Source organism: Serratia sp. JSRIV002 (genome assembly GCF_019968725.1).
GTDB classification, from domain to species: Bacteria; Pseudomonadota; Gammaproteobacteria; order Enterobacterales; family Enterobacteriaceae; genus Chania; species Chania fonticola_B.
This window is the reverse complement of sequence record NZ_CP074143.1, coordinates 4,488,786-4,503,123: the sequence shown is the minus strand read 5'-3', so window position 1 is coordinate 4,503,123 and position 14,338 is coordinate 4,488,786. Positions and strand designations below refer to the sequence as shown.

At 54.0% G+C, this 14,338-nt stretch carries 10 protein-coding genes; 8 read left to right on the top strand and 2 right to left on the bottom strand.

The genetic code is table 11. From position 1 onward, the window contains the following. Window positions 1–211: 211 nt before the first annotated feature. Window positions 212–1,402, bottom strand: coding sequence for an NO-inducible flavohemoprotein (gene hmpA / locus KGP26_RS21195; protein WP_223664579.1), 1,191 nt, complete (start codon window positions 1,400–1,402; stop codon window positions 212–214). 341 nt (window positions 1,403–1,743) lie between these two features. Here hmpA and glyA point away from each other — a divergent pair, with 341 nt between their 5' ends. Continuing rightward, on the top strand, window positions 1,744–2,997 hold the full coding sequence (gene glyA / locus KGP26_RS21190) for a serine hydroxymethyltransferase (protein WP_024529358.1): 1,254 nt from the start codon (window positions 1,744–1,746) through the stop codon (window positions 2,995–2,997). Between the two features lie 161 nt (window positions 2,998–3,158). Further along, a complete protein-coding gene (locus tag KGP26_RS21185) occupies window positions 3,159–4,310 on the top strand; it encodes a 3-phenylpropionate MFS transporter (RefSeq protein WP_094982795.1) in 1,152 nt (383 codons plus the stop codon). Here the strand turns inward: KGP26_RS21185 and csiE are convergent. After that, complete coding sequence (csiE, locus tag KGP26_RS21180; RefSeq protein WP_223664578.1) at window positions 4,307–5,572, bottom strand: stationary phase inducible protein CsiE; 1,266 nt, start codon at window positions 5,570–5,572, stop codon at window positions 4,307–4,309. The two genes, KGP26_RS21185 and csiE, sit on opposite strands and share 4 nt — an antisense overlap. 177 nt (window positions 5,573–5,749) lie before the next feature. Between csiE and KGP26_RS21175 the strand changes: the two genes are divergently transcribed. The 6 genes from KGP26_RS21175 to KGP26_RS21150 all read left to right on the top strand — a co-directional run bounded on the left by KGP26_RS21175 (window position 5,750) and on the right by KGP26_RS21150 (window position 14,313). Further along, window positions 5,750–6,385 (top strand): DUF1007 family protein, encoded by a 636-nt coding sequence (locus KGP26_RS21175; RefSeq protein WP_223498210.1) that lies wholly within the window; start codon window positions 5,750–5,752, stop codon window positions 6,383–6,385. After that, on the top strand, window positions 6,376–7,398 hold the full coding sequence (locus tag KGP26_RS21170; RefSeq protein WP_209529323.1) for a nickel/cobalt transporter: 1,023 nt from the start codon (window positions 6,376–6,378) through the stop codon (window positions 7,396–7,398). Before KGP26_RS21175 ends, KGP26_RS21170 begins: the two co-directional genes overlap by 10 nt. A gap of 158 nt (window positions 7,399–7,556) precedes the next feature. Further along, a complete protein-coding gene (locus KGP26_RS21165) occupies window positions 7,557–8,951 on the top strand; it encodes a DUF3375 domain-containing protein (RefSeq protein WP_245399444.1) in 1,395 nt (464 codons plus the stop codon). After that, window positions 8,948–9,760: a DUF4194 domain-containing protein gene (locus tag KGP26_RS21160; protein WP_223664577.1), complete on the top strand. Its 813-nt coding sequence runs from the start codon at window positions 8,948–8,950 to the stop codon at window positions 9,758–9,760. The genes KGP26_RS21165 and KGP26_RS21160 overlap by 4 nt, the downstream gene beginning before the upstream one ends. Then, window positions 9,744–13,133, top strand: coding sequence for an ATP-binding protein (locus KGP26_RS21155; protein WP_223664576.1), 3,390 nt, complete (start codon window positions 9,744–9,746; stop codon window positions 13,131–13,133). The genes KGP26_RS21160 and KGP26_RS21155 overlap by 17 nt, the downstream gene beginning before the upstream one ends. After that, the gene (locus KGP26_RS21150; protein ID WP_223664575.1) at window positions 13,123–14,313 is read left to right on the top strand and encodes a DUF3322 domain-containing protein; all 1,191 of its coding nucleotides are present in this window, start codon (window positions 13,123–13,125) and stop codon (window positions 14,311–14,313) included. Before KGP26_RS21155 ends, KGP26_RS21150 begins: the two co-directional genes overlap by 11 nt. Window positions 14,314–14,338 lie beyond the last annotated feature (25 nt).

Below are 14,338 nucleotides of genomic sequence, written 5' to 3'. Positions count from 1 at the left end.
CAAAGTCCTTATCAATGGGGCGTAGATTTACCACAATGTCGGTTTAAAAACGATAGTGGAAAGGGGAATAACATTAAGGAAATTGTAGGTTTTAGATTGAGGTCAAATCCGTTGATGATTTTCGCGGGTACCGTTTCTTAGGCACCCGCACTTATCGCGCAAAGTAATCAATAACATTCGTACCTGATAATGTTATCAAGACACTAGGATGTTACAGCACCTTATGCGGGCCGAAGCATTCGTAGTGGATACGTTCGGCCTCCACGCCCATCTCAAGCAACTGCTTACCCACGTGCTGCATAAACGGCACCGGGCCACAGAAGTAGTAATGCATCTGCGGATCGTTTAACTCGCTACGCAATGCGTTCAGATCCATCAGGCCCTGGCTGTGATAATCGCGGCCCTGCACATCATCGGCATTGGGTTCACGGTACCAGACATGACGGCTCAGATTAGGCATACGCCCGGCGATATCCGCCACTTCGTCGGCAAAAGCATGCACCGCACCGTTTTCTGCGGCATGTAACCAGTGGATGTTGGCCGGATGCTGATTGTCGTGCAGGGCGTTAAGCATCCCCAGCATTGGCGTTTGGCCAACGCCTGCCGAGATTAATGCCACCGGCGTAGTCGGTTCTACCTGCAGGAAGAAATCGCCGTGTGGTGCCGCGAGATGAATGATATCGCCTTCTTTGGCCTGCTGATGCAGGAAGTTGGAAACGGCGCCCCGTTCCTCACGTTTGACCGCGATACGATAATATTCCCCGTTCGGTGCGGTGGTGAGTGAATATTGGCGGATCTCCTGATGTTGCAGGCTGTCATCGTTAATATAAACCGCCAGATACTGGCCTGGCTGATAATCGGCCACGCGACCACCGTCTACTGGAGCCAGTACAAAGCTGGATATGACCTCGCTCTGAGGCTGTTTTTTCACGATGCGGAAGGCACGCAAATCACGCCAGCCACCGTCACTCTTTTCCGTTTCCTGGTAGATCTGGCCTTCACGTTGAATAAACACGTTGGCCAGCACCCCGTAGGCTTTTCCCCAGGCATCAAGCACTTCCTGGCCAGGGCTGAGCATTTCGTCCAACGTGGCTAACAGGTGGTGGCCGACAATCTGATACTGATCGGGCTGGATATTGAAGCTGGCGTGCTTCTGGGCAATGCGTTCTACCGCAGGCAGCAGGACGGCCAGGTTTTCCAGATTGCTGGCGTAAGCGCAGATGGCATCGAACAACGCCTGGCGCTGATCGCCGTTACGCTGGTTGCTCATATTGAAAATATCTTTCAATTCAGGGTTATGGGCAAACATGCGATCGTAGAAGTGGGCGGTCAGTTTGGGGCCGGTTTCGGCTAACAGGGGAATGGTCGATTTAACGGTGGCGATGGTTTGACTATCCAGCATGGTGATACTCCTTGGCGGGCGTTTTATGTTTGTCTAATAGGTGTATTTTAAGTGCATCTTATAAAATTACCCCGTGCTTGTAAATATCCCTGTTATTGTTATGGGGTTGTTAACCGTCGATCGCCTTCACAGAACATGAAAAAAGCGCATTTTGTTGATGAGTAAAACTCCGTTGCCAAAATGTGGCCTTTAAGGGTTCAAAGCCTTACGCCACGTGATGCCAATCGTTTGCGTAAAAACCTCTGTCAAGACCTATCTTCGATAGGCCGAAACGGTTTACACTGTTGCCCAGCACCCGTAGGGGTAAATTAAGTTAGCTGATTTCAGTCAGGAGATGCCGGATGTTAAAGCGTGAAATGAACATTGCTGATTATGATGCCGAACTGTGGCATGCAATGGAGCAGGAAGTCGTGCGTCAGGAAGAGCACATTGAGCTGATTGCGTCTGAGAACTACACCAGCCCGCGCGTGATGCAGGCCCAGGGTTCCCAACTGACCAACAAATACGCAGAAGGCTATCCGGGCAAGCGTTACTACGGCGGTTGCGAATACGTTGATATCGTTGAGCAACTGGCGATCGATCGCGCCAAAGAGCTGTTCGGTGCCGACTATGCCAACGTGCAGCCACACTCAGGTTCCCAGGCTAACTTTGCCGTTTATACCGCGCTGCTGCAGCCGGGCGACACCATCCTGGGGATGAACCTGGCACACGGCGGCCACCTGACGCACGGTTCACCGGTGAACCTGTCCGGTAAGCTGTATAACGTGGTGCCTTACGGCATCGACGAAACTGGGCAGATTGACTATAACGATTTGGCCAAACAGGCGCAGACCCACAAACCAAAAATGATCATCGGCGGCTTCTCTGCCTTCTCCGGTGTGGTTGATTGGGCAAAAATGCGTGAAATCGCTGACAGCATCGGCGCTTATCTGTTCGTGGATATGGCACACGTGGCGGGCCTGATTGCCGCTGGCGTTTACCCGAATCCGGTTCCTCATGCCCACGTCGTGACCACTACTACCCATAAAACGCTGGCGGGTCCGCGTGGCGGCCTGATCCTGGCCAAAGGTGGTGATGAAGAGCTGTATAAGAAGCTGAACTCTGCCGTCTTCCCTGGCGGCCAGGGCGGCCCGCTGATGCACGTCATCGCCGGTAAAGCGGTAGCGTTGAAAGAAGCGATGGAGCCTGAGTTCAAGGTTTACCAGCAGCAAGTGGCCGATAACGCCAAAGCGATGGTGAAAGTGTTCCTGGAGCGCGGTTACAAAGTGGTTTCCGGCGGCACCTACAACCACCTGTTCCTGCTGGATCTGGTCGATAAGAACCTGACCGGTAAAGAAGCTGATGCCGCGTTGGGCCGCGCTAACATTACCGTTAACAAGAACAGCGTGCCAAACGATCCGAAGAGCCCGTTTGTGACCTCTGGCATTCGTCTGGGTACTCCAGCGGTGACTCGCCGTGGCTTTAAAGAAGCCGAAGTGCGTGAACTGGCTGGCTGGATCTGTGACGTGCTGGACAACCTGAACGACGAAGCCACCATCGAACGTACCAAGAAGAAAGTGCTGGATATCTGCGCTCGCTTCCCGGTTTACGCCTAAGTACTTCGATTGGTTTGCAGATAAACCCGCCTCGGCGGGTTTTTTTTAGCATTGTTGCAGCTAAACTGTGAACTGCTTTGCACTCTAGCCCTTTGAACATGAATGAAGATTGCTGCAAGGTGTGAGCTCTGTCAAAGTATTGCCCTCATCCTGGAGGGAACATGGTTCTGCAATCAACGCGTTGGCTCGCTCTCAGTTATTTCACGTACTTCTTTTCCTATGGCATCTATCTCCCGTTTTGGAGCGTTTGGTTAAAAGGTGAGGGCATACCGCCTGAAACCATCGGTATCTTGCTCGGCGCTGGCCTGGTGGCGCGCTTCCTCGGTAGCCTGCTGATTGCTCCACGTGTAAAAGATCCCTCCTATTTAATCACCGCGTTGCGTTTGTTGGCATTGCTCTCCCTGGCGTTTGCCGTCGGCTTCTGTTTCGGTAATGGCTGGGCCTGGCTGATGCTGGTGATCGCCGGTTTTAACCTGTTCTTCTCCCCGCTGGTTCCGCTGACCGATGCGTTGGCTGCCACCTGGCAACGGCAGATCACTCTGGACTATGGCCGGGTGCGGTTATGGGGATCGCTGGCCTTTGTGATCGGCTCGGCGTTAACCGGCAAGCTGGTGTCCGTTTGGGGCCATAATGCGATTTTGATCAGCCTGTTGGTCAGCATCCTGGCGATGCTGGTGGGCATGTTGCTGAAACCGAGCGTGCTGCCACAAGGTGAGTCTCGGGCGCAGAATGAACCTAGCCGCTCTTGGCGTGAACTGCTCAGCGAAGGGCCTGTCTGGCGTTTTCTGCTGTGTGTGACGCTGTTGCAAGGGGCACATGCCGGTTATTACAGCTTTGCCTCCATCTATTGGGAAGAGGCGGGTTACTCTGCGGCGACTATCGGCTACCTGTGGTCTTTGGGGGTGGTCGCTGAAGTGGTTATCTTTGCCAGCAGCAATTTCCTGTTCCGCCGTTGGAATGCGCGTAATCTGCTGTTACTTTCCGCCGTGTGTGGTCTGCTGCGCTGGGGCCTGATGGCAACCACGACGGAAATCGGTTGGCTGCTACTGGTACAGGTGCTGCACTGTGGTACCTTCACGGTCTGCCATCTGGCGGCAATGCGCTTTATTGCGGCGCGTCAGGGGGCGGAAGTGATCCGTCTGCAGGCGGTTTATTCGGCGCTGGCGATGGGCGGCGGCATTGCAGTGATGACCGTGGTGGCGGGCTTCCTGTTCGAGCACTATCAGGGCGGAGTGTTCTGGGTGATGGTCGCGGTGGTGGTGCCAGCGTTGTTTATTCGCCCACCGGCGGTGGCGGTGAGCAATAGCCGTTAATGGCTTTCCAGCAGCGCACGGATCGCCTTGCGCTGCTGACGCTCCAGCGGCAGTTCGGTAATAATCAGTGTGGGTGGTTGCTCCTGGCTCGGTGTGGCGTAGGGGCTAATCACCAGCGTAATCCCTTGTGGTGCACCAGCAAGCAGGTAGTCGTGTAAGGGCTGATATTTGATATTCAATGGCAATAGCGTCAATTCGCGGATCTGATATTCCACTTCTTCTTCCAACTGCGGGTTATCCAGCGTCAGCAACAGTATCTGCTTTTCATGCAGCGCGTTGCCCTGCATCAACCAGGCACCAAAGCTGATCGCCACTAGCCCTGCTTCTTCCCGCGAAAATTGAATCTCATATTCCTGTTCAAACGGCGCTAACGCCTCCTGTGTGGTACGCATCAGACGGGGATATTTACGGACCACCTCTTCCAGTAGCGTATTGTCGATGCCGATAGCAAACCGGCAGCGTTCCACGGCAGGGGCCAAATGGGCAAACAGCTGGCTGATTAACCCCTCCTGGCTGCTGAAATGCATGCCGGAGATCTGTTGGAAGCGTTCCACCACCTGCCCGATGGCCGCCATCAGGCGTTGGTCCTCTGGCGAATCGCTGCTCTGGTAGCTGTGACTTTTCAGCAGGGTAAACATCAACGTAAGGAAATCACATTCCCTATTGTCATCGGGCTGGTCAAATAGCTGGTTCAGCGCTTGATGCAGTTCCGCTGCCGCCAGGTGCTCTGGTTTGGTTTGCAGCCACTCATGCTGGCGGCGATCAAATTGAGGATGGCGCTGATGCTGGCTAGCCCAGACGCAATAACAAAGATAGTGTTGCAAAAACAGTCGGTCACGCTGCTCAAAGCGGCGGTTAAGGCGCTGTTCACATTGGTTGATGCACAATGCCAGTGCCGGAAGCTGTGGGTGCTGAAGTTGCATCGCCCGCTGAAACTGAGGGCCAAAGTGTTGCTCGACAAACTCAGGGCTGCAACGCAAGGCTCGCCGTAGCCATTGGAGCAGACACAAGCGAAGATCCAGCGCGCTGCCCTGGATCTGGTAGCCCTCGTAGGGATCGCCGCTGATTTCCAGATGATGGAAATGCTGGATCTCGCGGGCAACCTCAGCTATATCTTGCCGGGTAATGAGCAGGTCTACGCCGTTGATTTGGCTGATGGTCTCCAGTTGTACCGAGGGTACTGGCGCATACAGCATCAGCAGTAAATGACAGCGCCGTTGTTGACCTGAAAACTCAGGCGCAGAAGAAGTCTCCAGGCTCATATCACCTTCTGGCAGGTCGTGTTTAAATTATGTTTAAGCATAGCAAAAGGCTCTGTGGGCCGTGGCAGTTGCCCCTGCTTTTACTTCGGCTTACTACTTTCGTCACAGTTATTCGGCTTGTTAACGCCGGTTGAGGTTTGGTTGATGTTATATTATAACAATAAAAAGTATGCTTGGATGATGAAACTCCGTGGCCTGGTGGCTTGCTTGCTAATGATGACCTGCATGGGCGCACTCGCCCACCCACACAGTTTTATCGATATGAACACCACCTTTGTGGCTAAGGATCAGAAGCTGACCGGTTTAAAAATGGTTTGGGTAATGGATGAGATCACCTCGGCGGATCTGCTGTATGACGCAGAAAATGCCAACAGCGATTCAGAAGTCTGGAAAAAACTGGCGGCGGAAGTAATGGCTAACGTCCTCGGGCAGCACTATTTCACCGATATTTACCGCGCAGGCAAACCGGTGAAATACCTCAATCTGCCAACCGAATACCATCTATCCCGGCAGGGCCATAAAGCCGTGCTGGAATTTGTGCTGCCGCTGGCGGAGCCACAGCCGCTGGTGGGAGAACCCTTTGAGATTGCCACCTACGATCCCACCTATTTTGTGGACATGACCTATCAGGATCAAAAGGCGCTGCACTTGCCGCCAGAGATGGCAAAGCAGTGCAAATTCAGCCTGGTGACGCCAAAGCCCGATTCGTCATTACAAGCTTATGCATTGTCTCTCGATAAGAACGACTCGCCCGGTGAAGATATGGCATTAGGGCAACAGTTTGCCCAGCGGGTGACGTTAACATGTCAATAAACCTCAGCCAGACCAGCAAACCTCAGCGCCATTGGGCCTTCAGCCTGTGGCCGTTGTTGCTGTTCTTCATTCTGCTGGCGGCGGTGGCCCAGTGGGTTTGGCATTACTGGCCGCAGCTGTTGATGCAAAGCGTGGTGTGGCAGAAAGGGTTACATCAGGAAATGGCGGCCTTGCTGCAACAGGTCAAGGCGGCTCCCCAGCAAGCGGGAGTGGCGCTGATGCTGTTCAGTCTAGGCTATGGCGTATTGCATGCCCTGGGGCCGGGCCACGGTAAAGTGGTGATCGCCACCTATCTGGCTACCCACCCGGCACGGTTGAAAAGCAGCCTGAAGCTGACGTTTGCCGCCTCTGTGGTGCAGGGATTGGTCGCGATTGCCCTGGTCACGCTAGTGCTGGTGGTGCTGCAACTTTCTTCCCGGCAGTTGCATCAAAGTAGTTTCTGGCTGGAGAAGGGCAGTTTTATTCTGGTGATCCTGCTCGGTGTCTTGCTCAGTTGGCGGGCGTTAAAGCGCTTGTTTATGGCGGTGAAAGCGATGCGGCCTCGGCCTGCGCTGCGCATCAACAGCTTGCAGCCTCTGCCTGCCGATCATGTCCATAGCGCGAATTGTGGTTGTGGCCACCGGCATTTGCCGAGCGATGAGGAACTGCAAGCTGGCAATGATTGGCGCACCAAAACGGTGATTGTGCTGGCAATGGGTCTGCGGCCTTGCTCCGGGGCGATCCTGGTCTTGCTGTTTTCCAAGGTGATCGGCGTTTTTACCTGGGGTGTGTTGTCGGCACTGGCCATGGCATTAGGTACCTCGATCACGATTTCCGGATTGGCGCTGTTGGTGCATTACAGCCGTAAGCTGGCGATACGCATCAGCCGCCAGCGCGCACCGGCGGCCTGGAGTGCGGTTGCTTGGGGCTCGTTGGCGTTAGCCGGAGGTTTAATTCTGCTGTTTGCCGGTGTGCTGCTGTACGTCAGCGCTCAGCCGGAATTTGGCGGCGGGATACGGCCTTTTGCCCGCTAAGTGCGGGATTAAATATTGAACAAAGAGATAACATAAGTAAAATAACCTAATGTAATCCCTCAGGATTTCTTATAAAGAAAGAGAGGTTTATCATTAGTTTCTATGAGTTCCAAGCCAGATTCCGGCGTATCTATCAGGAAAATATTGCCTGGAAGTTATTGCGCACGGATAACGCCCCGCTGATATTGGCTTTCGTCGCCGATCTGTTCAGTGAAGAAAATGAGGTGCCCTATGGGCGTGCCCGCATTCTGTTGGATAGCATTTTAGAACAGTGCCGCCTCCAGGGCATTTGGATCACCGAAAGCCCGGCGACCAGCTATCTGAACCAATGGATACAGGCAGGGTGGTTACGTGAGTTGGATGGCCAACTGACCAAAACCGATGCCTGCGAAACCGCCCTACGCTTTAGCCTCTCTTTAGATCAGCACAATGCCACCACCACGGCCTCACATTTACGCATCGTACAAGATGCGGTACGTGATTTTGTGATTTCTATTTCCCCCAATCCCGATCGCCGTTTGGCGGTGCTTGAGCTGAAGAGGCGTGAAATTCAGCGTGAAATCGACGCGGTTAAGGCCGGGATGATCGTTGAGCTATCGCCTTCTCAACAACGAGAGCGCTTACGGGAAATCTATCAGTTGGCTTCGGTGCTGACGGGGGATTTTCGCCGTGTCGAAGACGAAATCCGCACCATGGATAAAGATATTCGTATCCAGATGATCGAGCAGGGAGCAAGCCGAGGGGAAGTGCTATTGGCGGTATTGGAAAAAGAACAACTGTTGACCGAGACTGACGCTGGCAGTGCCTTCGAGGGTTTTTTCCAATTGTTGTGCGATCAAAACCGCACGACGGAATTTCGCGAGCAGTTACAGGTGATCCTGAATCTCCCGGTCGCAGAATCATTAACGGCCCAGCAAAAACAGTTTCTTGGGCAACTGATGCGTGAACTGAGCCGTGAAAGTGAACGGGTGTTTCTGATCCGCCGCAAGACCGAAGAGAGCCTGCGTGCCTATATCGAAAGCGGGGCATTGTCTGAACAGCGCGCGGTGGATCGCCTGTTGGGGCGGCTGGAGCGGTTGGCGATCCGCTTCAAGGAAGACCAGAACAGCTTGAAAATCAGCACCTCGGTGCGTCTACCCACTGGGCATATTCGCTTTTACTCGCCAGATGCGCTGCTGCTGAAGTCTCCCGATGAGCAGTTGGATACCTCCGGCGTAGAAGTTCAAACCAACGGCAATATTCCCAGCGACGATATGCTGGACTATTTGGACACCGTAAGCATGCTCGAAGTGGCGCAGTGCCTGCTGGATATATTGCAGCGCGGTGGCCCCATGACCCTTGCCGCATTGGCGCAGCATCAGCCGTTAGAGATGGGGCTGGAAGAGTTGGTTGCCTGGCTGCGCGTTGCCAAGGCGGTGAAAGCGACGGAGCTGGATGAAAAGGAAACGATAATGGTGACGGATAAACAAGGTGTGCAACTGAATGCGGTGATCCCCGGCTATCTGCTGAGTGCGGCCATGTTTCCCGCGAACTTGGGGGAGCTGGCGCTGTGAGCGAAGATAAAGTGTCATCAGGCGATTTACTGGATCGTATGCGGCGTTTAAGCCAGCTTAGCAAAGAGCAGCGGGACCGAGCTCCCGAGCCTGAACCCGTGGCAAAACAGCCGCAAGAGCGGCTGGATTTGGAGCTGGATTTGCCAGCACCAGAGGTTGCTGCCGCTGAACCCGAGGTAACGCAAGCTGATACCGAGGCGTTAGCCCCGGAGATCAGGCGTACTCTGGTTAGCCTGCTGCGCGTTGGCGTCGTACTGGCCACGCAAAAGCCCAAGCTGTTTGAAGCCTTATGTCGCCATCAGGCCGTTATCAGTAATCACCTGGCCAATATGTATCTGCGTTTATTGCTGGATGAACCGAGCGGAGTGGCTTTTGTCCTGCAACAAGATCTGGAGGAGGATGAGGAGACAGAAACCATTTCCCTGATTAACCGCCGCACCTTGTCCTTGTATGACACCTTACTGCTGTTGGTACTACGCAAGCATTATCAGGAGCGGGAACGTGCAGGCGAACAGCGTGTGATCATTGACATTGAGCGTATCGAAAGCCACCTGACGCCCTTTCTGCCGCTAACCAATAACAGCAAGGCGGATAGAAAAAAGCTGAATTCGGCGTTAGATAAAATGGCCGAGCGCTATATTTTGTCGGCGATCCGTGGCGAGAGCGAGCGCTATGAAATTACCCCGGTCATTCGTTATGTGGTCAATGCGGCATTTTTGGAGGCTATGCTCGAAGAGTATGAGCGGCTGGCTCTGAACGCGGAAACCTCTCCGACTAACAAGGAGGAAGCAGATGATGGCGAAGAGTGAACAACTGACGCTGGCTGGTGCTGATTGTGGGCAAATCAGACTGGCTGAGTTATCCGTCTATAACTGGGGCTCATTTCATCAACTGCATACCGCCGTCATCGATCCGTTGGGCACGCTGGTGACCGGGGATAACGGGTCAGGTAAATCGACGCTGATCGATGGCCTGATGGCGCTGCTGCTGCCCGCGGGTAAAGCCTCATTTAATATTGCCGCGGCGCAGGGGGATCGCACCGATCGTTCGCTGGTGTCCTATATGCGCGGCAGTTTCGGCTCGGAGCATGACGGGGCCAAAACGCGGGTCAAAAGCAAGCGTGAAGGGCCAGTGCTTACCGCATTAAGGGCGTTATACCGTGCCGACGATGGCTCTTGCATCGTGTTGGCAGCGCTATTCTGGACCACCAAACACAGCCACGCGCTGGCGGACATTAGCCGGATCTATCTGGTGGCCCGGCGCGATGTTGCCTTGAAAGAGCTGTTAGATCGCTTTGGTGAAGGCAACGTGCGTGGCTTGAACCAATGGTTGAAAGAAGATCCCGCCATTACGCCATGCGGCGATAATTTTAGCGATTATCAGGAAACTTACCGGCGCTGCCTGCATATGGAAAATAAAAATGCTCCGGCATTGCTGGCGCGGGCGCTGGGTTTAAAGAAAATCGATGATTTAACCGAATTGATCCGTGAACTGGTGCTGGAAGCCAGCGGTGTTAAAGACGATGCCCGCCGAGTGGTGGATGAGTTTGCCGATCTGGTGGCAATCCATGAACGTTTGCTGGACGCTCGCAATCAGCGGGATCACCTGATCAGATTCCCCGATTTAGATCGAAGCTTGCGCAGCAGTGAAGCGGAGATCAAGCGGCTGACGGCCCAGCTTGATGCCTTACCGGTTTACATGGGGGAATGTGGTTTTCGCCTGTGGGATAGCCGGATCAAAGGGTTACAAAACCAACTGGACGCGCTGGCGTTGGAGATCAGGCAGTTGGATCGCGATGAGCAGGAAACCCAGGAACAGGTTGAAAAAACGCATACCGATTATATTAACGCCGGTGGCGATCGGATCGAAATCATCAAACAAGAGTTGGCGCAGGCTCAGCGTCAACTGGAAAGCGTGGGAGTTAAAGCCTCGGAGTATCAGCAAGAGGTTAAAGCGCTGGGGCTGGAGACCAGCCTGCGTGAAGGGGTCTTTCTGCATAATCAGGCGATTTCGCGGGAAAAGCTGCAAACCATTAGCGATGAAAAGCGCGCAGCTCAAGATGGATTTGGTGCGCTGAGCGCCGAGTTGGCAAACTTGCAGGGGCAGTTGCGCCAACTTGAACAGGAATTGGAAGGGATACGCGCCCGGCCTGATTCGAATATCGATCTGCGTTTCCAACGTTTACGTGACGAAATGGTGGCTGCCTTGGCGTTGCCACGTGAACAATGCTTGTTTATCGGGGAGTTGGTGGATGTCGACCCGGATCAGCAACATTGGCAGGGGGCTATAGAACGGGCATTGGGCGGTATACGCACGACGCTAGCTGTGCCGGAGGCGAGTTTTCATTTAGTGACCCGCTGGCTGAATCAGCGCCATACCGGGCTTCATGTTCGAGTGCAGGTGGTTCGGGAAGCTGTCGCGTCAGCCCAGCCCGCGTTCTATCATGATGGCTACCTGCATAAATTAACCTGGCGCGAGCATCCTTACCGCAGCTGGCTGCAACACCATCTGGCGCGTTTTGATTTACACTGTGTCGATACGGTCGAAACCCTGGATGCCACCGCATTTTCCATGACTCAGCAAGGGTTGATTCATCGCGACCAAGGTCGTTTTGAGAAAAAGGATCAGCATAAGGTTGACGATCGGCGGGCGTGGCAACTGGGGTTTTCTAACCAGACGCGTATTGCGTTGTTAGAGCAGGATATCAAGTCATCAGGCTGTGAGCTGAGCAAAACGCAAAAGGCGCTGGAATCGGCTCGAATCGATCTGGATGAGGTGAACCAGCGGGAGGCGTTGTGGCAAAAGCTGCCTCGCTATCGTTGGGAAGAAATCGATGCTCCGTTATGGCAAGGCAAGGTTGGCCGGATTGAGCAGCAGCTTAATCAGTGGGTGGCTTCGGGGAGCGATCTCCAGCAGTGTAAAGCACGTTGGGAAGAGGCTAAGCAGCGTTTAGCCACTTTGCGGGGAGAGAAAGACCGCAAGAATGCCAGCCAAGGTGGGTTGGATAACGAAAAAGCCAACGCGCAGCGCGAGCAGGACAAGGCTGGCAAGGCGGCGGAGCCTGGGATGGAGGACGAGGTGCGTCTTCTGCTGCAACAACGAGTCGGGACCTTGGACGACGCGGAGTTGTCTCAACTGGCATTTTTGGCTGAATCACACCGCAAGCGGTTGGTGACAGCTCAGGATAAAGCCAGCGATCGCAAGAACAATGCCCTGAGGGAAGCGGTGGGCAGCATGTCATCCTTCCGTACCAAGTGGGAAATTATCGCAGGCAGTTGGGGAGCTGGTGTCGACAGCCTGCCCGAGTATTTGCAACATCTCGAACAGTTGGAGCGGGAAGGTCTGCCAGCCTTGGTGGAGCAGTTCAAAGCACGTCTAAATAAACATGCCACCCAGTCAATGGTACGTATTCGCCAACGCATCGATGCCGAACGCGATGATATTCTGGAGCGGATTGCGACTATCAATAAAGTGCTGGCTCGCACCGAGTTCCGGGCCGGGAGCTACTTGAAGTTGGGTACCAAGACCGAACTGTATCCTCATGTGCAGGATTTTAATCGCCAGTTGGATAAGGTTTTCGCTCAGGCAACCAGTGACGATCATCTGGCCCGCTATCAGCAGCTAAGGCTGGTGGTAGGGATCCTCGAGAAAGCCAGCAATCCGGTTTCTTCGGGGACGCAAGAAAGCCTGCGGCTGTTGGATGCGCGTTATCAAATGTCTTTCTTTGCCGAAGAGCGGGATATGGTCAACCATGAAGTGCGTGACGTCCTGCTATCTTCGGGCGGTAAATCCGGTGGGGAGAAAGAATCCTTCGCTGGCACCATTGTCGCCGCCAGCCTGGCGTATGTGTTGACGCCCGAAGGCCAGGATCGGCCGGTTTACTGTACTGTGTTTCTGGATGAGGCTTTTTCCAATACGGCGGAGGCCGTCAGCCGCCGGGTATTGCAGGTCTTCCGTGAGTTGCACATCCACGTCAATATTATTACACCTTACAAGAACCTCAATCTGGCGCGTGAATCTGCGCGTTCATTGCTGATTGCCGAACGTGATGCCAAGAACCATGAAAGCCGCCTGTGTGAAGTCACCTGGGCGGAAATCGATCGGCGGTTGGATACGGCACGCCAACGCCGTGCGCAAAACCTGGGCATCGAATTAACCGAGGTTGGCCAACATGGCGAATGAGTGGGGGCGCTTGCCTGAGCAGGCTTATGCCTTGATCTCGAAGCGTGAATGGTTACACCGGGGCAACTTGAAAGCCCGCCTTTTAGGGGAACGCCCTTTTCCCATACGCGTTTCGCTAAAACCACCGACGAATCGGGCAATATTAGCTGACCTGGCGCATTTTCAGCGCTACATCGGTGCTTGGCGGCAATTTCCGCACCAGCAATGGCTTGAGTGGGAGGAGCGTAATTATCGAACGTTGGGAAGCCAGCGGGTGCCGCTGGCGTTGGTGCTTGAGGATATCACCAGCTTGCTGGCTTATCTGGGGAAAGAGGCGCAAGCCCGCAGCGATAGCTGGGTACGAAATATGACGCCATTATTGGCGATAGAGTCCAAATTGTACCCGGTACTGGTGAATTATCTGGAGTTGTTAGCTTCGTTGTCCCCAATAGATATTCAGCGGATGCAGCAGTTAATTCCTCAGCTCAAACCCGGCATGGGGAATGGGCGGTATCTACGTGCTTTACCGCTGCAAGGCGTTGATACCAAATTTGTCGAGCAATATGTTCGCTTGATTAGCGATCTGCTAGATTGCCTGCATGATGGGGCGATCGCAGCACAAGGTGGTTTGGCTAACTGGCTGGATGTCAAAGGCAACCATAAAGGCTGGTTAACGGTACGCCCGCTATGCGCCGCGGCTCAGGCCAGGTTGGGGGGATTAGGGTTGTTGCAGTTAACGGTGGATGAGTTGCGCCAACAGCCGTTACCGGCCAAACATATTCTGGTGGTTGAGAACGTGCAGTCTGGATTGGGATTGCCCTTAATGGCAGATACGATAGCGGTATCCGGCGGAGGCAAAAATGTCAGTTGGCTGGATGCTCCCTGGCTAGCTGATAAACAGGTCGCATACTGGGGCGATATCGACTCGTGGGGATTGCATGTTTTGAGTGATGCGCGCAGCAAATTGCCACAGCTGACGGCTCTGATGATGGATCATGCCACCGTGATGCGTTATTCAGCGATGATGGTAGAAGAGGTCTCTTCGATGACTGCAATGCCAACGCACCTGACGGTGGAAGAACTTGCGATGTTTGAGGCGTTGATCGCGGGAAGTTACCCAGGAACGCGTTTGGAGCAGGAGAAGCTGGCGCCGGATTATATCCAACAGCGGCTGAATGAATGGTTGAGCAGTTTACAGTAGAAAACGCGGCATCAGTAGCCTGATG